Consider the following 20,151-nt stretch of genomic DNA (forward strand, 5'->3'; position numbering starts at 1 on the left):
AATCCATCGCCGTTTCCGCCAGTGCAGACAGCAGCATGCGGAAACGGCGGTGGTTCTGAACACTCACCATGAAACTTCATCCTGCGGCGACCGTCACTGCGCCCCTCGCTACGATCATCCGTGCGATCCGTGCATGGTTGCGCGGGCATCCCTACCGCGCCTGCCTGGCGGTGCTGCTGACTTGCCTGTTGTTGGCCGACCAGGTTTTCCCGCCGCCCATCCCGCGTGATACCGGCGGCCTGGTCGTGGTTGCACGTGACGGTTCCCCCCTGCGCGGCTGGCCGGATCGAGATGGCGTGTGGCGCTTTCCTGTGGCGCCCGACCAGGTCTCGCCACGTTACCTGGACGCGTTGCTGGCATATGAAGACCGATGGTTCTACTGGCATCCCGGCGTGAATCCGGTCGCGATGCTGCGCGCCGGCTGGCAATGGCTTACGCACGGGCGCATCGTCTCCGGCGGATCGACCCTGAGCATGCAAGTAGCACGCACGCTGGAGCCGGTACCACGCAGCATACCGGGCAAGTTGCGCCAGATCGCGCGTGCGTTGCAACTCGAACTGCGCCTGTCCAAACGCGACATCCTCACGCTCTATCTGAACCATGCGCCGATGGGCGGCATTATCGAGGGCGTCGAAATGGCGAGCCGCAGCTATCTCGGGAAAAGCGCGGTCCAGCTCTCATCCGCAGAAGCCGCCTTGCTGGTGGTGCTGCCGCAAGCACCGTCGCGCCTGCGCCCTGACCGCCATCCCGATCGCGCGCAGCAAGCGCGTGACAAGGTGCTGCGCCGCATGGCCGAGCTGGGCCATTGGCCGCAGGCGGAAGTCGACGATGCCATCATCGAAAGAGTCGGCGCCAATCCACCGCGCATGACCTGGCTGGCACCGCTCGCCGCCGAGCGCCTGCATCAGGCGGCCCAGCTGGATGGCCGGCACAACGGCGGCAGCCATGCCACCATCATCCGCTCGACATTGGACCGCGACATGCAGGTCACGCTGGAGCGCATGCTGGCGGACCGCGTTGCCCAGCTGCCGCGCTTTGTGTCGATGGCAGCCCTGGTGATGGACAGCCAGACGCTGGAGGTTCTTGCCTATGCCGGCTCGGCGGATTTTTCCGATCCTCGTCGCTTCAGCCACGTCGACATGGTGCGCGGCATCCGTTCGCCGGGTTCCACGCTCAAGCCGTTCCTGTACGCGATGGCATTGGACGACGGCATCATCCATTCGGAAAGCCTGCTCGCGGATACGCCGCAATCCTTTGGCGGTTACGATCCCGGCAATTTTCAAGCGAGTTTTTCCGGTCCTGTCAGTATGTCCGAGGCTTTGCAACGCTCGCTCAATGTGCCGGCAGTCGACCTGCTGGATCGCATCGCCCCCCCCCGCTTTGCCGCCCGCCTCTCCGGCGCAGGGTTGCGGCTACGCTTGCCACAGGATGCGCCACCGAACCTGAGCATCATCCTCGGCGGTGCCAGCACCAGCTTGGAAGAATTGGTCGGCGCCTATCGCTCGCTCGCTGCAGGCGGCATGGCAGGCACGCCGCGCATCACGCCGGATGCCCCGGTGCGCGAGGCGCGCATGATGAGCGCCGGTGCCGCCTTCATCATCCGCAGCATCCTGGACGGCGGCGGCCATCCCGACCAGCCCTTTATCGAGAACAATGCCAGCGGCGTGCGCCTGGCTTGGAAAACCGGCACCAGCTACGGTTTTCGCGATGCATGGGCGGTCGGTGTCAGCGGCCGCTATACCTTGGGTGTGTGGATCGGGCGTCCTGACGGCACGCCCAATCCCGGCTTCTTCGGCGCCAATATTGCGGCTCCGCTGTTGCAGCAGATTGCACTCGCCTTGCCGCGCAGCGACATGCCGGCACCGGCGCGTCCCAGGGAAGTATCGAGTGCACAAGTGTGCTGGCCCGTAGGGACCGCCGCCAGCACGACGCCTCCCGAGCATTGCCATGTCAAGCGCACTGCATGGGTCCTGAACGACACGATTCCGCCAACCTTGCCAGACCGGTTGCGTGCGCGGAGTTTGATCGAGAACATCTGGCTCGATCCGCAGACGAAGTTGCACACGACGCCCGCATGCCAGCCCGGAGCACAACGACGCGAAGTTGCGCGCTGGCCCGCCTTGCTGGAAGCCTGGCTTTCTCCCGCGCAACGGCAGCAGCTCGGCCTCGTCGCCTGGTCCCCGGATTGCCAGCAAGCGAATATCGTCGGCAGCGTCCGTCTCATGGGCCTGCGCAATGGCAGCCGGTTGCGCCCGGCACCCGGTGAAGACAAGGTGGCGTTGAACCTTGCTGCGGTCGGTGGCACCGGCCTGCATTACTGGTTGCTAGATGGGAGGCAGGTCGCCGACGCCAGCACGAGGAAAACGCGGACCTTCGTCCTCCGCGAGGCGGGCCGGCACAGCATCGTCGTCATGGACATGGCGGGGCATTACGACAGCCTGGAGTTTGAGGTGGATGGTTTGTGAGCCGGTCGCGGAAAGCTGGGGGATGCTGAGGAAGCCGAGCAAGGCTGATGGCAAAGGCGGCTCATCGGCAAAAGCACACGCCGGCATGCACTGGAGACCACCGATTACATTGAAGTCACCGGATACTGCGCCGTCTGCGGCGTGCCAGGGGCCGGGAAGCGCCTTCCACGATCTCAACCGCAGCTAGGCAGAGGGAATGTCCGTGCGAAGAGGCGGACGACTGCGCATCCAGCTCCCCGGCGCGCCGGAATACTTCCGCCAGCCTCCCCTTCGAAAGCTTCGCAACTTTTGTAGCGACAGCATCCTCGCCAAACGCAACAAGTTCAGCGCAGAGATCCTCACGGGTGGCGGCTACATAAAGCTGATTGGCCGGTGTTTTCGCAGCGATCTCTTGAAAGAACGCGCTTAGCACCTCCTTCAGCCCATCCTGATTTTTTCGCCTGGTCATGACCTTGCCCCGTTCCGTGAAAATGTGCGCATGACCAGATCCCTGTTTGTGGACGGGTCAGACATGGTCGCGCCATCGATGAAATCGGTGTCGCACTGTTTACTCATTGGGGGATTTAAAAAGATCATCGAGCTGCTGCGGCCGTCCCTTGGACCGGACGGTGCCGCGGCGCCCGGCAAACTCTTCCTCGATATTGTCGCGGTAGTAGCTCCATGCCGCACCGGACGTGGACAGCCGGCGCCACACCTCTTCGCCGACGCCTGAATAATCGATGGCGCTTCGGTCCTCGAATTCGACACGCAGGATGCGTTCCCGCGCGTCGTAGCCGATGGCGCGCAAGTTTTCCGGCATTGATCTTTTTCATTTCCATCATTCGCTCCGATATGTTGATGACGACCGATACCGCGACTCTTCATGCCGATTGCGGAGAGCCGGGCGCCGGCAGGTTGCCGCCTGCGCCTCCATGAGGGTTTTACCTGCGCCCCCGGGCTTTTCGCTCCTGCTTGCGCCAGTACTGAAACTCTTCTTCCTGTACTTCGATGTCAATCTCCGCCACGCGCTCCTGCAGCCGCGCCTGCGCGTCGGTGACGCCCTTGTTGTAGATCGTGGGACCGATCTCTTCGAGAAAGAAACCGAGGAGCCCTTCCGCACCAATATTACCAATCGGCTCATCCATATTCTCGCGGAAATATTTCTGAATCGAAGCTATCGCCTCGGCGCGCGCCTCTTTCGTCAGTTCGATTGTCATGCAAGCCCCCCCCCCTTTCGGCCGCGCTACGGATCATGGAAAGATGGACGATTCTAGTCGCATCCTGGCGGGCGAAGCGAGGCATCTGACCAACCATGGCGACTTGGAATTCCAGACGGCAATTTGCGTGATGCAAATCAAATGTGGTCAAAATATTGACTTGTTCAGACAAGCCAGCCAGCCTTTTCGGGGAACGAATCGCTTTATCATGTCGGCTCTTTTTTCGAGCCATAAGCTTCCCGATTACGCACTCAAACATGCTCCGTCTCAGGCGCAATGCGGTGATCGACCCGCTTTAGGATTGCGCTAACGTTCCCACAAACCTGTTTTCTTATGCTGACCCCTTGCAGTAATACGGCCGCGAACAAGAGCGGCGAAGTACGGATCATCACCCACGCCAGTTTCGATCTATCTTTCGTCGAGCACGGCAACTATATTCACGTTCAATGGAAAGGGAGCCAGACGCTGGCGACCATCCAGGAGGGATGCCAAGAGTTGTGCAATCTTCTGCGTGAGTCCGGGGCGGACAAGGTGCTCAACGACGGGCGTCGTGCAGTCGGATGCTGGATCAGCTCGGTGCCGTGGATTGTCTACTGCTTTCTCCCGCAGGCGCGACGGGCCGGCATGCGTGTCGCCGCCCATGTCCTGGCGAAGGAGCGCAAGAGCAGGATGTCGGCACACGCCTTCCGGCTCTTTTCGGATTTCTGCGAATGGAATCTCGCGTTCTTCCAGACGATAGAGGAAGCGCAGGACTGGCTGGCGTCCGAACGGCTCGCCATTGCCGCCTGACTCGCGGCCTCAGCCCGCCCGCCTCGTGTGCATGCGCGTACTGCCGCCCCGGGTCGACCACCACGACACCAGCGACCCGATCGTCACCATGGCCACGCCCATCCAGAATGCATAACCTGGCTTGACGCCCAGCCAAACGCTGGCAAGGAAGGCAGAGAGCACCGGTGTGAAGTACGACAATGCGGCGAGCAAACCGATGCTGCCGCGCTGTACGCCAAAATTCCATGCGCTGTAGGCAGTTGCAGTAAAGCTTCCCATCACCAGCACTTCCCCGATGACCCGCGGTGTGACCACCATCACTGGCTGCGCATTCCAGGAGTACTTCACCCACAACACACCTGCCGTGGCGAGCAGGAATAGTCCGACGCCGTTCTTCCCGTTGCCGAAGCGGCGTGACAGCACCGAGTACGCCGCCCACAGGAAGGCAGCGATGAATGCAAGGGAATAGGCAACCGGATTGGTGCGGAAATTCTCCGCCAGCTGGTTGAACGAAAAGTGCGACTCGCCCTTCATCACCCAGACGATGCCCACAAACGACAGGGCAATCCCCGGCACGAGTAGGATGGCCGACGCGCGTTGCTGGCGTGCGAGCACCGCAAACAGCATCGTCAGGCTCGGCCAGAGGTAGTTGATCATGCCCACCTCCATCGCCTGTCCCCGGTTGTGCGCATACCCGATGGCAAGCGCAAGGCAGATCTCATACGCGACAAACAGCGCGCCGGTGAGCAGCAGATACGTGCGGTTGAGTTGCCCCAGGCGGGGAATGCCGGTGAAGGCAACCACTAGCAAGCCGCTCACGGTAAAGATCATTGCGGGGCCGCCGACCGGGCCAAGCGATTCGCCGATGCTGCGGAACAGGCCGACCGTGGCGCTCCAGAGAAGAATCGCGAGAACGCCGGCAAGATTACCCATGCCGGCCTGGGGATGTGTGGTCAATGTTGTCACTGCGAGGAATGGTGTTGCATGTCGATGAAGGATGCGAGTGGCCGCATGTCGGGCGGACAGGGGCAACTGTGCGAGCGTCGGATCATACGCCGGACGGAAGCTTCCCTCAAATGATTCAGGTCACTACTGACCACGAGGCTCCTTCCGAGACCGGCAGCAACGCCACCGCATGGTATGAGGTGTCACGGCAAGGGTGTCAGGTCACGAGGCGCGACGGGATCACGCGGCCCGAAGGGACGAGCCACTGAGCCTGGTCCCGCAGGAGGGCTACCTCCTCCTGCGAACTCGCTCAGTCCTTGAAGCTCGGCACCTTCTTGGCCATGTTGGCCGTCATGGCCTCGGTGAGGTCCTGGCTCATGAGCATGGCGGCATTCCAGGTGGCGATGTAGTTGAGGCTGTCGGCCACCGAGTGGTCGCGGGCGTAGGTGATCATTTCCTTGGTGCCACGGATCGACAACGGTGACTTGGCGGCGATGGTGGCGGCGATTTCCTGCACGCCCGCATACAGCGCCTCGCGGCTCTCGAACACGCGGTTCACCAGGCCGATGTCTTTGGCCTCCTGCGCATCGAACTTGCGGCCGGTGTAGGCCAGCTCGCGGACGATGCCCTCGCCCACCAGCTTGGGCAGGCGCTGCAGCGTGCCGACGTCGGCGGTCATGCCAATGTCGATCTCCTTGATGGTGAAGTAGGCATCGGCGCTGCAGTAGCGCATGTCGGCGCAGGTGATGAGGTCGATGCCGCCACCAATGCAGCCGCCATGGATGGCCGCGAGCACGGGCTTGCGGCAGCGCTCCAGGCTGGTCAGCGTGTCCTGCAGGTCGAGGATGACACGGCGCAGCGCCTCGCGTGTGCGGCCGTCGCACTCGTTGCGGATCTGCGGACCCAGGCCCATCATCATTTGCAGGTCGATGCCGGCGGTGAAGTACTTGCCCTCGCCTTGCAGCACGGCGACGCGGGCTTCGGGCGTGGTGTCCACCCACTGGAAGGCCTGGCGGATTTCCTGCCACATGGTGGCGCTCATGGCGTTGGCCTTTTCCGGGCGGTTCAGGCGCACGGTGGCGATGTGGTTCTCCAGCGAGACGGACAGGGTTTCATACTGCATGGGTGACTCCTTTGAATGTTTTGGGGCTGCAGCGCCCGAGGGCCAAGCGCCGGCCGCTACAAATTAAATCAGGCCTTCACGCCCTTCATGGCGGCAAGGTACGGCGCCAGGCGCTTGCCCATCTCGTCGCCCAGCGCCTGCAGGCCGCTCATGGGGCGCACCATGACCTCGAAATCGACGATCTTGCCCTCGTCATCAAAACGCACCATGTCGATGCCCTTGAGCTCCTTGCCGTTGACCTTGGCCGAGAACTCCAGCACCACGCTGTGGCCATCGGCATCTGCGAACTGGCGATGGTAGGTGAAGTCCTCAAACACCTTGACCACCGTGCCCAGGATGAGCGCCACGGCCTGCGCGCTGGGGTACGGCGTGTGCGCCATGGGTGAGCGGAACACGGCCTTGGGGTGCAGGATGGAGGGCAGCTCGGCCAGGTTGGCCTCGGCCACCATGGCGTGCCATTTCTCCAGGCTCTCGGCCACGGCCGGAGCAAGGCGCGGACCCGTTGTGGCCACTTCTTCCTTGCGCGCCGTGGTGTCCAGCTTCAGTGCCAGTTCGGTGCCCTGCTTGATGGCGCGCTTGGCATCCAGTTCGACTGCCTTGTCGGCGCCGCCGATCAGGTGCACGCTGCAGCCCGCGGCCAGCAGCTCGGCCTGCAGTTCGCGTTGCGGATCCTGGCCGGCGCAGAGGATGACGTTGTCCACGGCGAGCACCATGTCCTTGCCATCCACGGTGATGTGCAGGCCGGCGTCGTCCACCTTGCGGTACTGCACGCCGGGGATCATCTCCACGTTGCGGTTCTTCAGCGAGGTGCGGTGGATCCAGCCGGTGGTCTTGCCCAAGCCTTCGCCGACCTTGCTGGTCTTGCGCTGCAACAGGTACACCTTGCGCGGGATGGCCCCGATGTGTGCCGGCCTGAGGCCGCCGCGCGCGCTGCCCGTGGTATCCACGCCCCATTCGGCGAAGAACTTGGCGGCATCCAGGCTGGGGCTGGTGCCCTCGTGCAGCAGGTATTCGGACACATCGAAGCCGATGCCGCCGGCGCCGATCACCGCCACGGTCTGGCCCACCGGCTTTTTGTCGCGCAGCACGTCGAGGTAGCCCAGCACCTTGGGATGGTGAACACCCTCGATCTCGGGCGTGCGCGGCACGATGCCGGTGGCCAGCACGACGTGCCGGTAGCCCTCTTTCACCAGATCCTGCGCGCTGACCTTGCGGCCCAGTTGCAGCTTCACGCCAGTGAGTTCGATCTGCTTGCCGAAGTAGCGCAGCGTCTCGGTGAACTCTTCCTTGCCCGGCACCTGCTTGGCGACGTTGAACTGGCCGCCGATTTCCTGGGCGGCATCGATCAGCGTGACGTCGAAGCCGCGCCGGGCCGCCGTGGTGGCAAAGGCCAGCCCTGCCGGCCCGGCGCCGACCACCGCGACGCGCTCCTTGCTGGCGGCAGGTTTCTCAATGAGGATGGTTTCGTGGCAGGCGCGCGGGTTGACCAGGCAGGAGGTGATCTTGCCGCCGAAGGTATGGTCCAGGCAGGCCTGGTTGCAGCCGATGCAGGTGTTGATCTGGTCGGCCAGGCCGGCGGCGGCCTTGTTCACAAAGTCGGGATCGGCCAGGAAGGGGCGCGCCATGCTCACCATGTCGGCGCAGCCCTCGGCCAGCACCTGCTCGGCCACCTCGGGCGTGTTGATGCGGTTGGTGGCCACCAACGGAATGCCCACCTTGCCCTTGAGCTGCCTGGTCACCCAGGCAAAGGCCGCGCGCGGCACCTTGGTGGCAATGGTGGGAATGCGCGCCTCGTGCCAGCCGATGCCGGTGTTGAGGATGGTGACGCCGGCCTTCTCCAGCGCCTGCGCGAGCTCGATCACTTCCTCGGTGGTGGAGCCACCTTCCACGAGGTCGAGCATGGACAGGCGGAAGATGATGATGAAGTTCGGCCCCACGCGCTCACGCGTGCGTCGCACGATCTCCAGCGGAAAGCGGATGCGGTTGGCGTAGGAGCCACCCCATTCGTCGTCGCGGTGGTTGGTGTGCGCGGCAATGAATTCGTTGATGAGATAGCCCTCGGAGCCCATGATCTCCACGCCGTCGTACCCGGCACTCTGCGCCAGGGCTGCGGCGTTGGCATAGTCCTCCACGGTCTGCGCCACTTCTTCGGTGGTCAGCGCATGCGGGCGGAACGGGCTGATCGGCGCCTTGATGGCGCTGGGCGCCACCAGCTCGGGGTGGTAGGCATAGCGGCCGAAGTGCAGGATCTGCATGCAGATCTTGCCGCCCGCCTCGTGCACGGCCTGGGTGACGACCTTGTGCTTGTCCGCCTCCGCCTGCGTGGTCATGGCGGCCCCGCCGGGCATGGGGCGCGCGCGGTCGTTGGGGGCAATGCCGCCGGTCACGATCAGGCCGACCCCGCCACGGGCGCGCTCGGCATAAAAGGCGGCCATGCGCTGGAAACCGTCCTTGGCCTCCTCCAGCCCCACATGCATGGAGCCCATGAGCACGCGGTTCTTGAGGGTGGTAAAGCCCAGATCGAGCGGGGCCAGCATGTGGGGGTAAGCGTTCATGGCGGGATCCTTGTATGAATGTGCGTAGGGGCAAGCGAACAAACTATGCAATTGGTTGCATAGTCTAGAACGCGGTTGAGATTTATGCAACCAGTTGCATAAATATTCGCGGACGCCTAGACTGGCGACCCATGTCGCTCGCCCACGCTGTTCTCACCTCTCTGCTCGAAAAAGCCACGTCGGGCTACGACCTGGCTCGTCGCTTCGACAAGTCCATCGGCTATTTCTGGCACGCCACTCACCAGCAGATTTACCGCGAGCTGGCGCGCATGGAGGCCGCAGGCTGGATCGAATCGAGTTCAGCGCCAGATGCCGGAAAGACCCGCAAGCGGGAATACCGTGTGCTTCCCGCAGGCCGCGCAGAACTGATCCGGTGGGCGAACGAACCCTCGCCGCCGATGGATTTGCGGGATGAATTCATGGTCAAGCTGCGAGCCGATGCCGCAATGAGTGAAGTTGATCTGCGCCCCGAAATCCGGCGCCAGATTGAACAGCACCAGGAGAAGCTGGCGCACTACCGGGCGATCGAAGAGCGGGATTTCCTGCATGGCGGCGCCCTCACGCGCGAAGCGCGCATCCAGCACATGATCCTCAAGAAAGGCATCCTGTACGAAGAGGCTTCCATCGCATGGTCACAGGAGATGCTGGACGTTCTGGCATAGAAATCTGCCTGATCCACGTACCAGAACAAGCGCCCTCAAGCCGAAGTGGCCAACTCTCGAGAGCGGCCACTCAAACCCGTTAGATTCCTCACTGATTCGGCACACTTCCCCTGATCACTTGGCTACGCGCCGTCGATGTCCTTGCGGAAGACGCGGGAGTTTAGTCGGGACAGCTATTCCGCGCGTCGTACGTATGTTTCGTAAGCGTCCGGTGATGTACGTCGTGACGGTCGAGTCGAGATGTGATTTTTAACGTCCGGCTTAGCCGTCACGCCGCAAGCAAATAGGTCTTGGTTTGCGCAGCCTTGGTGCTCTTGGGGACGCTTCCAGCGCTGCGAACTACGCTCAGAAAGGATTTGCCAGCTTCTTCTTGGAAGTGGAGTAGCGCGCGTCATAGAACGTTTGACCCGTGCCATGACACCAGCCGAAGGGGTACGACTTCCCCGGTGCCACACCATAGGTCGCTCTGCAGTCCCACTTCCCGGACTTTGTCGTCATGCACACCCTGACGTCCACGGGCCGGCCGCAAGTGTTGGTGACAGTGGCGGTGAGTTCACCCTTGCACATAGTGCCTTCACCCGGTGTCGGCTGGCCCACGCACAGCATTGCATCGTCGTCCGATGTGGTAGCCACCTCGCGAACTTTGTGTCCGTCGGCGCTAGTCTTCATCTCCGAGGTAGAGCTGCTTTTCCCCTCGCTCCCGGCTCTCTGGCCCGTCGCCACACGAACCGGAGTTGGGCTCGTCACAGCAGGCGTCTGGATCCCCGGGGACGCACCCTGTGTGCTCGCGGGACGTGGCGATGAGGCGGTCGAAGATTTGTTGAAGGCTCTGTCAAGGCGCTCGTTGCGGGCGCGAACATCAGCTTGGCTCGCCTGATACTCCCGAGATGTCTGCGCCGCGGCCTGCGCCAATCCACTAGCGGCTGCGTTCATGTTCTCCCAGAACTGGCGGTCCTTTGCTCGTTGCTTCGCTTTGTCCTCCGCAATGCGCTGATCCACGCGGGCATTAATCTCCGCCCAGATCTGTTTATCCTGGATGTCCATCTGCCGTTCCGCCGCCGCGAGTTCGTCACCCTTCACCTCGGTGAACATCTTGGCGGAGTCGGGCTCGCCCCAAAACCTCAACTTCGGAGGTGCAGCGTCCATCCTCCCGACGGCAGACTGATGCTCGTAGACGCCGGACGGATACAGGCGAACGGCCTCCAGCTTCCCCCATCCGCCGACGTTAGAGAGGTCAGAGGTTGCAGACATTCCATCGGGCGACAGGTGATAGAGCACTTTGGTCTGATTCCAGATTGCATAAGGCGAATCTGGCCGATACATGTCCCGGCACGCAGACAGCACCCCAGGCACCGAGGTAGGCCGGAACTCCGTGAAAGCGCCATCTTCGCGCGTCTTCGAGAATGTCTTACTGAACTCGGTAAACCGAATTGCCCGCTGGCCGTCGATCCATTCGTAGTAGTGGATAGCGGACACCCGCTTGTCGCCCACCCTCCATTGGCGGCCAGCGAGTTCTCCGAGCAAACCAAATTCCTGCTTCGGTGGCACGGGAGAGTTCATGTCAGTCACATCGCAAGGCACCGGGGGCGGATCAGGCATTGTTGCACACCCCGCGAGGGACAGAGCAGCAAGAAGAAAGGTCAAGGCGCGCATAGGGTTCAAGTTCATTGGAACATCATCTTTCAAAAGTTTGCACTACGCCGGAAGCAACAACTTGCGAATGCTAGTCGTCGACGTTCATCGCCAGGAGAATGGACTGCCCCTGGTACGGTAGACAAACTCAGGCTTCACAACGAGGCGCGTTCAAACGCCTCGGGACTCACGTGGCACAAATGGCTGTGGCGTCGGGTTCGATTGTAAAAGACTTCGATGTCATCGAACACATCCCGCCTGGCTTCTTCTCTGCTGCCATAGATCTTTCGCCGGATGCGCTGCTGTTTGTTCGGCGGACCAACTGATCTGCCCGGAGTTTATCGATGTCTCATGAAGGCACCGAGAGCGTGAAAATCCCACGCGATCTGCTACTGCTCCTCACACAAGCGCTCAGCTACGCGACGGTAGCGTTGAATATTGCCCGGCTCAGAACTTTCAAAGCTGCTACTGCTCTACCTTGCTCATTGATCGACTTACCGAGGACAAGCATGAACATACTCATGGTGTTGACTTCGCATGACCAGCTGGGCGATACCGGCAAGAAAACCGGCTTCTGGCTGGAGGAATTCGCGGCTCCTTACTACGTATTCAAGGATGCGGGCGCCAAGATCACGGTGGCCACGCCCAAGGGTGGCCAGCCGCCGCTCGACCCCAAGAGCGATGCGCCCGACGCGCAGACCTCGTCCACCGATCGATTCAAGAAGGACCAGGAAGCACAGCGCTTGCTCGGCGACACCGTGCTGCTGTCGAGCGTGTCGCATGAAGAATTCGACGCTGTGTTTTACCCCGGCGGGCATGGCCCCTTGTGGGATCTGGCAGCGGATCAGGATTCGCTCACGATGATCCAAAGCATGCATGCCGCCAACAAGCCGGTCGCTGCGGTCTGCCATGCGCCAGGCGTGCTGCGCGATGCCAAGCTGCCCAATGGCCGTCCGCTGGTCGAAGGCAAGCATGTGACCGGTTTTACCAATACCGAGGAAGAAGCGGTGCAGTTGACCAAGATCGTGCCTTTCCTCGTCGAGGATGCGTTAAAGAAAGCCGGGGGCATGTATTCCAAGGGACCGGACTGGGCGTCGTATGTGCAGATCGACGGCATGCTGGTCACTGGCCAGAATCCGGCGTCATCGGAAGAAGCCGCGAAAGCGGTATTGAAGCTGCTCGCCGAACGCCACTAAAGCCTGCGTGGTGGGCAAACTTGCTCACGGCATGGCAATCGGCCGGATGCCGACAATGGCCGTCAATGCCGCGCGGATATTGCACAGGGTTGCATAAGGAAAACCACTGCAGGCTGGCTTTTCCCTGTTCTTCCTCGTAACGCGACAGCACTTCCGTGATGAATTGATTGGTTTTTGATTACCATGGCACATCGAATTCACGGTGTCCTATGCACTTATTTCAAAGTACGGCTTCGCGGCAACCTTCGGAATCCTTTTTTGCGATCTTCTGGACTTTCCTGAAACTTGGCCTGTCCGCCTTCGGCGGGCCAATTGCTCACCTCGGCTATTTCCGAGATGAATTCGTGATACGCCGGCGCTGGCTAAGCGAGGAGAGCTATGGCGACCTGGTCTCGCTGTGCCAATTCATGCCGGGACCAGCGTCGAGCCAAGTCGGATTCTCACTAGGGGTGTTGCGCGGCAACGGCTTTATTGGCGGCTTCGCTGCCTGGCTGGGTTTTACCATGCCGTCCGCGCTTATTCTGTTTGCATTCGCTTTAGGCGCCGCAGCATTTACCGGCCCCTTAGCGGAAGGCTTCTTGCACGGGCTTAAGCTTGTTGCAGTCGCTGTCGTCGCTCAGGCTATCTGGGGCATGGCCCGCAACCTGACGCCTGATAGGCAACGTGCTGCCATTGCCTTGGGTGCCATCATGATGGTGGTCTTCGTCGGCGGCTCCATTGGTCAAATGGCTGCGATTGCGCTCGGTGCGCTGGCTGGCGTTTGGCTCTGTCGCGGCCAGCAGGCCGTTGTCCACGGGCACCTGACGTTCCCGATCACCCGCCGTGCTGGCATTGCCGCATTGGCCTTGTTCACCGTTCTGCTTCTTGGCATTCCAATGCTCGTTACGATCACGGGCAGCAAGCAACTGGCCCTCTTCGATTCCTTCTATCGGTCTGGCTCCCTCGTCTTTGGTGGAGGGCATGTTGTCCTGCCGCTGCTGCGGGCAGAAATGGTCGTGCCTGGATGGGTGACGAATGCGTCCTTCCTTGCCGGATACGGGCTGGCACAGGCGATTCCTGGTCCGCTGTTCACCTTTGCCGCCTATCTTGGTGCGGATGCCAGCTTAGGCGCCGATCCGGTTAGCGGTGCTGCTATTGCGCTGATCGCCATTTTCATTCCCGGTCTGCTGCTGGTATATGGCATGCTACCGTTCTGGGACCAATTTCGTACGCGACCGACTGCTCAGTACGCCATGCGCGGTGCCAATGCAGCGGTAGTTGGCATTCTTGGATCCGCACTATACGACCCGGTCTGGACCAGTGCCGTGCACGATGCGAGTGACTTCACGGTCGCGCTGACCGGCTTCTTGCTGCTGACAGTCTGGAAGACACCACCCTGGGTAGTAGTCGCTCTGCTCGCAATCGCCGGAATCTTGCTGAAAACGTTGTAGGTTCTTCCAAAGAGAAGTGCTGCTGTATGTCTCCTTTTGTCCGAACAAAGAGCGTCGTTCGGCGACTCCCACTGCCCGCTCTTCCGGCGCGGATCAACAGCTTTCCGGTGAAAGCCGAAGCGTGAAGCTGTCGAAGTCCCAGGCCGTCACCTGATACCGGAAGACGAAATCCACCGGAACCTGGTTTGACGGGAACAGCCCGCCCTTGTTCCCTTGACCGCAATACGAGTTCAGCATCGATGTTTTCATCCCCTCGATCATGCCGTCACCGATGATCAATCCCTTGCCCTGGATCGTGGCGTTATAACGCAGGACGTTATCGGCATATTCGACCTTGTCGAGACTCAGCGCGGAACCGAGCATGATGGGCGTTTGCGCGTCCATCTGCTCGGCATAGTTGCGCATGAAAGCTTCAGTCTGTCCGCCATGTTCATCATCATCCGATGCTCCTGCCGAGGCGCGCGAGAGAAGCTTCGCCGTGTATTTGTCGGACTGTTTCATTCCTACGATGCCCATTGCAGACATCCCAAGGAACAGCGCGGCCCCGATAATGACCCATTCGGTATTGGGGGCGGGCGGCGCTCCGTACTCGTTATCGTCTTCCGATCCAGGCCAGACCATCAAGAGGATCGACAAGATCCAGTACACCCCCGACGCCATCAGCACCAGCCGCGGCGATCCTGCCGCGCCGGCGGCCGCGCCCAGCAGTATTGGCAGCAGCACCCACTTTCCGGTTCTGTTCAGATCGTGCAGGCGCAGAACTGCAACGCGCAGGGACATCCAAAGCACGACGACTGCGAACAGAATGATCAACGCAACGGTGCCAAAGCCGGTTTTCCCACCCGCCATGGAAGGAAGGATCACCGCCGCGGCAATTCCTGCGGCGATCATCAGGCCTATGGCGGGCCAGAAATAGGCCATGTAGCGCAGCCGGCCTATCCTGCCCTGCGTCGACAAGCCGAACACCGGAACATCGGCATACACCGGTTCGCGCCCGTAGGTATCACCGGAGGCCACGGTCGTATTCTGTCTTCTTGTGCCCGAAGAGCTTACCTGCAGCGACTGGCCTGCGCCTACCGCTTGCTCGGCTCTCGCAGACGAAGCCGCTATGTGCGCAGTGTCTTCGCCGGGTTTCGACCAACCCGGCGCCAGGGACAATTCCTGTGGTGCTTGCTGATCCTGCCTGATTGCCGGCGTCACCGGCGTGGGGGCCGGAGTGGTGATTGGCTCGGACAGGACAGGGAAGGATGACTGCACGACCGGAGCCGTCGAACGTGCCACCGCACCGACCTTGTGGAGCGCCTGAATATAGCGATCGACATCACCGGGCGGAGCACTTCGCTTAATCAATGTTTCCCGTCCGCTCAGTAGCGCCGCAGCCTTGTGTTCGTCGATCTTGAGCAGGCGGGCAAGAGCAGGAATGACGTCCTCTTTTATGAACCCGGGAAGTACTTCGCCAGTGAGGAAAATGGATGCGGATTCAGACATGAGTTGTTTTCCCCCTGTAGTGAAGCGACTGCGATTGCTGCATGTCGAAATAAATGATGACCGTTTGTCAACGCGTAATCACATCCTATCTCGGCAAGTTGCGCCATCACATGAATATGGGAGGTCAACTCGGCGTACGGCTCGTCTAGTAGTCGGAAACGCAGGCGTTCTCGTCGAGGTCACACGCGGTAGAACGCGCACATCTTTGCTGCCCAAGATTAGCCGTTCGCCTTTGCGACATGACTGCAGCGCCTTGTTTGCTCTAATCGCTGCTCCCCCCTGCAAGCAGATTGCGCCTCGACCTGCCTCGAAGCCAAATCACAATCAGGAGCGACATCACCAGAATTAGAGGGCCGCCACCAAAAATCAGTGCTTTTTCGATCATGTCTTTCTGCGGTGTGAAGGGCGTGGGCGGCTTAAATCTCCGGCTTACTGTGGGCGAAACGAACAATAGGGCGGAGCCGACACCCAGTGTGAGCCCCACCCAAATTCGTGGCGGGATCTCGCCGATGTCGATCGAGCGAAGTCGAATAACAAGCCACCAAAGAGCAAACAGGCCAAATCCCGGCACCAGAAGCAGGCCGGCCAAGATCAAGAACGCTGGCGTCAGCCCCTCATTCGCTCCGAAGAACCCGAGGATCAGGATGAGCATGCCTGCCAAATAGAAAGGCGTTGTCGGAACAAGCAAGACAACAACCTGCAGCACAATAGCGACCAAGCCCAGCCTACGCGAAAGCTGCTTCAAGGTTGCACGAGCATCCTTCGAAAGGGTTAACGACATAAATAACCAGGGCCAAAGCCCTCACTGTTGATTGCAGCGCGCGGGTTTAGTTGACGAAGGAGGTTCAACCTACCGTGCTTACGCTCGAAGCATTCCAAGTGCATAAACCGCTCCTAGCCCAAACAAAAGCGAAGCTGCAAAAAATACGATGCCTCCCAGTGCAGTATGCTGTTTAAGCACCACGGTGCGCCAAGCGGTCCCCAATGCAACGGCTGCAACTAATACGAATGCACCCTCGATACCAGAGCCGAGCACTTCAGATGAAAAACCACCCCATAAGGCCCCGATAAAGGAAAGCCCCAAAAATGTGACTGGCTTTGAGATCGGCGGGGACGGGACTGAAGCCAAAAGCGGGATTCCACTCAGCCAACGGCCTTGCCAAATACATCCGAACCCCACGCCGAATAGCGCGAGCGAAAAACCGGCAACCGGCCCTAGCACATGGCCAACTGGAATGGCGATTGCAACCGCCGCGCTGAGACTGGCCAGAAACCGCCAGCCCCAAAGGGCTCCAATGATCGATAGAAGGATATCCATGTGCCTCGTAACTAAATTCATTCGTCACGATCCGACTGATGCACCGGATCTTTGATTGGTAAAACACTTCGCTGATTCTCGGCCGAAACCTGCTCCTTTTGGCTTGCGCAGGGCCTAATCTGTCGATATAGCCCGTAGGTTGAGTTGACGAAGGAAGCACAACATTTCCCGTACATTTTTTAACGAGGCGAGCCAGTGCAATTACAGTATCGTTGGATCATCAGGCCCCGAAGGCGTCGCTCGGCTAGCCACTACAAAGAACAAGGCCGAAAGAAACAAAAAACCACTTGGCACACCAATGTTTGAGTAAGTGCCCGTAAGTAGAATTTTTACCAGCAGTACAGCGGCTCCAATCAAAGAAAGTATCCCGAGCGCTTTCCATACAATGGGAGGCATGATGGAAGCGGTTCGATCCTTTCGAAGAAACATTAATCGCAAGCCGGCTACTATGCAAAATAGCGCGATTGACGAAAAAACAGTCACGTAAATGAACGGTTCACGGGGCAGCCTTCCATAAAAAACCAACTGCTTATACACAATCGCTGCAGATAACATGGTGAGCCCTGTACCGCCAACAAACGAAACCAGCCCTAAGATCGGTACCGACGCACGCAGCAGCCTCCGCCGAAAATCGCCAATTATCGGTATCTGCGATTGCATAAAATTCTCCGTTCGCTAATAGATCTACACACCCCAAATGAAAAACCGGATCTCTGCTTGATAAACACTTCGCTGATTCTCCGCGAGATCCATCAGGTCAGGGCGATAGCAAGATCCTGTTTTTTCATGCGGTGCGAATCAAGCGTGAAAGGCGTTACATCCGGTCTTGCTTCACCGAGGTAGCCAGTACGGTCAACCAGTTGGAGCGTTGCCTTCTCGCCAAGCACTATAACTCAAGGACCAAGCTCATCGTTGCTTGTTGGACAAGTCGGCTGATCCGCCCTCGTCTTCGCACCGTCCCACAGAAGTGGGAACTCAATAAGAAAGAGCACTACCGCATTCAGCTAAAACCTGCCGCAAAATAAAAAATGCCGCTCAGCGCAAACCGAACAGCATTCTCTCTTCCACTTGTTGTAGCGGGCGATGCGCCAGACGCGGCCGATTTCGCGCAAATAGAAATATGCAGCAAGGCCGTGGCGCACGCCGCCGCTGACTGCTTTCGCGCCTATCGACACGGCGTACACGACCAGCTTTTCCATCTTGGCAACGGCAGCTTCATTGATCAGCGGACCAATCACGACATTCAGTTCAAGGCCGTTGCCTACCTACATTGCGGCGTCTGCGGCAGCTCGGCATCAGCTAATTCCGTTCGGCCGTTGCAGCGCAACGCCTTGCAACATCAGCGCGAAGACATCTTGCTCCTGCGCATGGCGGCGTGAGCCTGGTTGGCGCTGTCGCATTTGAACAAGACGCAGCGCCTTGTCTTGTCTACATTCGCCCCCATAAATAAAAGATCGGGAGAGATGACAGTGAACGGCATTCCGCCACCTTTTCACCGCAGCACATCGTATACACCGCTTCGCCGTCCGCTGATTACGGGCTGCACTTGCTTCCGGTGACGCTACTCCACATCGACACTCCGCAACGCAAACACCATGGCCTTGCCATCATCGCATTACATTGAGAAAGAACAGACAGGCATGCATACCGACTACGACTTCATTGTGATCGGCTCGGGGTTCGGCGGCAGCGTCTCGGCACTGCGCCTCGTGGAAAAAGGCTACCGCGTTGTCGTGATCGAGCAGGGTCGGCGCTGGACGCCGGACAATCTGCCGAAAAGCACGTGGTCGCTGTCGCGCTGGATGTGGCGTCCGGCATTGGGCCTGCGCGGTTTCTTCAGCATGCAGTTCTTCAAGCATGTCGTTGTCCTGCATGGCAATGCGGTCGGCGGCGGCTCCATCACCTACGCGAACACCCTGCTGGTGCCGAAGGACAAAGTCTGGCGGGATGGCAGCTGGGCAGGCCTGAACGACTGGGAGCGCGTGATGCCGGCGCATTACGCCACCGCACAGCGCATGCTCGGCGTGACCACCAATCGCATCCTCGCCCCTGCCGACTTGCGCCTGAAGGAAATGGCAAAAGCGGTCGGCGTCGAGGACAGTTTCTACCCGACCCGGGTCGGCGTTTATTTCGGCCAGGAAGGCGACAAACCGGGCACGGTGCATCCCGATCCGTTCTTCGGCGGCGAAGGCCCGGCACGCACCGCTTGCGATGGCTGCGGCGGCTGCATGGTGGGCTGCAAGCTCGGTGCAAAAAACACGCTGGACAAGAACTACCTCTACCTCGCGGAGAAAAAAGGCGCTGCACTGCTTGCCGAGACCAAGGTGCTCGACGTGCGCCCGCTCAACGGCAAGGAGGATGGTGCCGATGGCTACGAGATCGACGTTGTGTCGCTTGCCAAAGGCGCGTCGAAACAGAAGCGGCGTCTCACCTGCCGCGGCGTCGTGTTTGCCGCATCGTCGCTCGGCACGCAGGAACTGCTGTTCCGTGCGAAAGAGCGCAAGTCGCTGCCGCGCATCTCGGACGCGCTCGGCACGCATGTGCGCACCAATGCGGAATCGCTGATCGGCATCCGCTTCCCCGGCTCGAAGGTGGACCTGTCCAAGGGCATCGCGATCGGTTCCGGCCTGTATATCGACGAGCATACGCACATCGAGGCAACGCGCTATCCGAACGGCTCGGACACGATGGGCCTGCTGAGCACGGTGATGACATTGGGCCGGCCGGGCCTGACCCGGCCGTTCACGTGGATCGCCACACTGGCCAAGCTGCTGCTCACACGCCCGGTGACGACATTACGCCTGCTGTCGCCCTTCGGCTTTGCGCGCGAGACCATGATCTTCCTGTGCATGCAGACGCTGGATGACCACCTGACGATGCAGCTGAAGCGCCGCTGGTTCTGGCCGTTCTCCAAACAGCTCACGACGCAGGGCAAGAAGATACCGACCTTTATTCCTGCGGCAAACGACTTCGCGATGAAGGCGGCCAAGGCCACCGGCGGTTTTCCGATGACCTCCGTCACCGAGATTCTGCTGGATGTGCCGACGACCGCACACTGCATGGGCGGCGCAGCGATTGCACGCACGCGCGCCGAGGGTGTCTGCGACGGCAGGAACCGCGTGTTCGGCTACCGCAACATGTACATCTGCGACGGCGCGATGCTGGGCGCGAATCTCGGCGTCAATCCCAGCCTGACCATTACCGCGCTGACCGAGCATGCGATGAGCCACATCCCGCCCGTGGACCAGCAGACGTGGGATGCCACCGGCGTCGAGCAGCCTCTTGCACCGGCCATCCCGACGCGGCCTGCGGTGCGCGACGCCGAACCGGCAAAGGTGTGACAAGCGTGACACCTGTTGCGTGGCCTGCGTCG

General features: G+C 60.5%; 18 protein-coding genes and 2 pseudogenes. 8 read left to right on the top strand and 12 right to left on the bottom strand.

Annotation, left to right across the window (positions count from 1 at the left end):
- Positions 1 to 68: 68 nt before the first annotated feature.
- Entirely contained in the window at positions 69 to 2,465 is a 2,397-nt protein-coding gene (gene pbpC / locus ACYVIA_RS04910) for a penicillin-binding protein 1C (protein ID WP_460838449.1), read from the top strand.
- 547 nt (positions 2,466 to 3,012) lie between these two features.
- On the opposite strand, the gene ACYVIA_RS04915 is transcribed toward pbpC, so the two are convergent.
- Positions 3,013 to 3,264 carry a KTSC domain-containing protein gene (locus ACYVIA_RS04915; protein WP_460838451.1) on the bottom strand — a complete coding sequence of 84 codons (252 nt, stop codon included), beginning with the start codon at positions 3,262 to 3,264 and terminating at the stop codon, positions 3,013 to 3,015.
- A 121-nt stretch (positions 3,265 to 3,385) separates the two neighbouring features.
- A complete protein-coding gene (locus ACYVIA_RS04920; RefSeq protein ID WP_460838453.1) occupies positions 3,386 to 3,661 on the bottom strand; it encodes a DUF2164 domain-containing protein in 276 nt (91 codons plus the stop codon).
- Between the two features lie 43 nt (positions 3,662 to 3,704).
- Between ACYVIA_RS04920 and ACYVIA_RS04925 the strand changes: the two genes are divergently transcribed.
- Positions 3,705 to 3,971 (top strand): hypothetical protein, encoded by a 267-nt coding sequence (locus ACYVIA_RS04925; RefSeq protein WP_460838455.1) that lies wholly within the window; start codon positions 3,705 to 3,707, stop codon positions 3,969 to 3,971.
- A 23-nt stretch (positions 3,972 to 3,994) separates the two neighbouring features.
- The gene (locus ACYVIA_RS04930) at positions 3,995 to 4,450 is read left to right on the top strand and encodes a hypothetical protein (RefSeq protein ID WP_460838457.1); all 456 of its coding nucleotides are present in this window, start codon (positions 3,995 to 3,997) and stop codon (positions 4,448 to 4,450) included.
- Between the two features lie 9 nt (positions 4,451 to 4,459).
- Here ACYVIA_RS04930 and yddG read toward each other — a convergent pair whose 3' ends face one another.
- From yddG to ACYVIA_RS04950, 4 genes and pseudogenes are all read right to left on the bottom strand, one after another.
- Positions 4,460 to 5,386: an aromatic amino acid DMT transporter YddG gene (gene yddG, locus ACYVIA_RS04935; protein WP_460838459.1), complete on the bottom strand. Its 927-nt coding sequence runs from the start codon at positions 5,384 to 5,386 to the stop codon at positions 4,460 to 4,462.
- A gap of 298 nt (positions 5,387 to 5,684) precedes the next feature.
- Entirely contained in the window at positions 5,685 to 6,497 is an 813-nt protein-coding gene (locus ACYVIA_RS04940) for a crotonase/enoyl-CoA hydratase family protein (protein WP_460838461.1), read from the bottom strand.
- Between the two features lie 68 nt (positions 6,498 to 6,565).
- A complete protein-coding gene (locus tag ACYVIA_RS04945; RefSeq protein WP_460838724.1) occupies positions 6,566 to 7,009 on the bottom strand; it encodes a nuclear transport factor 2 family protein in 444 nt (147 codons plus the stop codon).
- A 24-nt stretch (positions 7,010 to 7,033) separates the two neighbouring features.
- Positions 7,034 to 9,052: pseudogene (locus ACYVIA_RS04950) on the bottom strand (oxidoreductase); the annotation flags it as partial.
- 131 nt (positions 9,053 to 9,183) lie between these two features.
- Between ACYVIA_RS04950 and ACYVIA_RS04955 the strand changes: the two are divergent.
- Entirely contained in the window at positions 9,184 to 9,714 is a 531-nt protein-coding gene (locus ACYVIA_RS04955) for a PadR family transcriptional regulator (RefSeq protein WP_460838462.1), read from the top strand.
- Positions 9,715 to 10,059: 345 nt separating this feature from the next.
- Here the strand turns inward: ACYVIA_RS04955 and ACYVIA_RS04960 are convergent, their stop codons facing one another.
- Together ACYVIA_RS04960 and ACYVIA_RS04965 are read right to left on the bottom strand one after the other, a co-directional pair.
- Positions 10,060 to 11,274: a hypothetical protein gene (locus ACYVIA_RS04960; RefSeq protein ID WP_460838463.1), complete on the bottom strand. Its 1,215-nt coding sequence runs from the start codon at positions 11,272 to 11,274 to the stop codon at positions 10,060 to 10,062.
- 227 nt (positions 11,275 to 11,501) lie between these two features.
- A pseudogene (locus ACYVIA_RS04965) lies at positions 11,502 to 11,654 on the bottom strand (IS3 family transposase); the annotation flags it as partial.
- A 201-nt stretch (positions 11,655 to 11,855) separates the two neighbouring features.
- Between ACYVIA_RS04965 and ACYVIA_RS04970 the strand changes: the two are divergent.
- Positions 11,856 to 12,542: a type 1 glutamine amidotransferase domain-containing protein gene (locus tag ACYVIA_RS04970; protein ID WP_460838465.1), complete on the top strand. Its 687-nt coding sequence runs from the start codon at positions 11,856 to 11,858 to the stop codon at positions 12,540 to 12,542.
- Positions 12,543 to 12,751: 209 nt separating this feature from the next.
- Positions 12,752 to 13,972 carry a chromate efflux transporter gene (chrA, locus tag ACYVIA_RS04975; protein ID WP_460838466.1) on the top strand — a complete coding sequence of 407 codons (1,221 nt, stop codon included), beginning with the start codon at positions 12,752 to 12,754 and terminating at the stop codon, positions 13,970 to 13,972.
- A 93-nt stretch (positions 13,973 to 14,065) separates the two neighbouring features.
- Here chrA and ACYVIA_RS04980 read toward each other — a convergent pair whose 3' ends face one another.
- The 4 genes from ACYVIA_RS04980 to ACYVIA_RS04995 all read right to left on the bottom strand — a co-directional run bounded on the left by ACYVIA_RS04980 (position 14,066) and on the right by ACYVIA_RS04995 (position 17,438).
- Positions 14,066 to 15,460 carry a DUF805 domain-containing protein gene (locus ACYVIA_RS04980; protein WP_460838468.1) on the bottom strand — a complete coding sequence of 465 codons (1,395 nt, stop codon included), beginning with the start codon at positions 15,458 to 15,460 and terminating at the stop codon, positions 14,066 to 14,068.
- 262 nt (positions 15,461 to 15,722) lie between these two features.
- Positions 15,723 to 16,241 carry a hypothetical protein gene (locus ACYVIA_RS04985; protein WP_460838470.1) on the bottom strand — a complete coding sequence of 173 codons (519 nt, stop codon included), beginning with the start codon at positions 16,239 to 16,241 and terminating at the stop codon, positions 15,723 to 15,725.
- A gap of 78 nt (positions 16,242 to 16,319) precedes the next feature.
- Positions 16,320 to 16,778 carry a hypothetical protein gene (locus tag ACYVIA_RS04990; protein ID WP_460838471.1) on the bottom strand — a complete coding sequence of 153 codons (459 nt, stop codon included), beginning with the start codon at positions 16,776 to 16,778 and terminating at the stop codon, positions 16,320 to 16,322.
- Between the two features lie 201 nt (positions 16,779 to 16,979).
- A complete protein-coding gene (locus tag ACYVIA_RS04995) occupies positions 16,980 to 17,438 on the bottom strand; it encodes a hypothetical protein (protein WP_460838472.1) in 459 nt (152 codons plus the stop codon).
- Positions 17,439 to 17,806: 368 nt separating this feature from the next.
- On the opposite strand from ACYVIA_RS04995, the gene ACYVIA_RS05000 reads away from it, so the two are divergent.
- On the top strand, positions 17,807 to 18,157 hold the full coding sequence (locus ACYVIA_RS05000) for a hypothetical protein (RefSeq protein WP_460838474.1): 351 nt from the start codon (positions 17,807 to 17,809) through the stop codon (positions 18,155 to 18,157).
- A 261-nt stretch (positions 18,158 to 18,418) separates the two neighbouring features.
- The gene (locus tag ACYVIA_RS05005) at positions 18,419 to 20,119 is read left to right on the top strand and encodes a GMC oxidoreductase (protein WP_460838476.1); all 1,701 of its coding nucleotides are present in this window, start codon (positions 18,419 to 18,421) and stop codon (positions 20,117 to 20,119) included.
- Positions 20,120 to 20,151: the final 32 nt, after the last annotated feature.

The organism is Noviherbaspirillum agri (assembly GCF_054780595.1).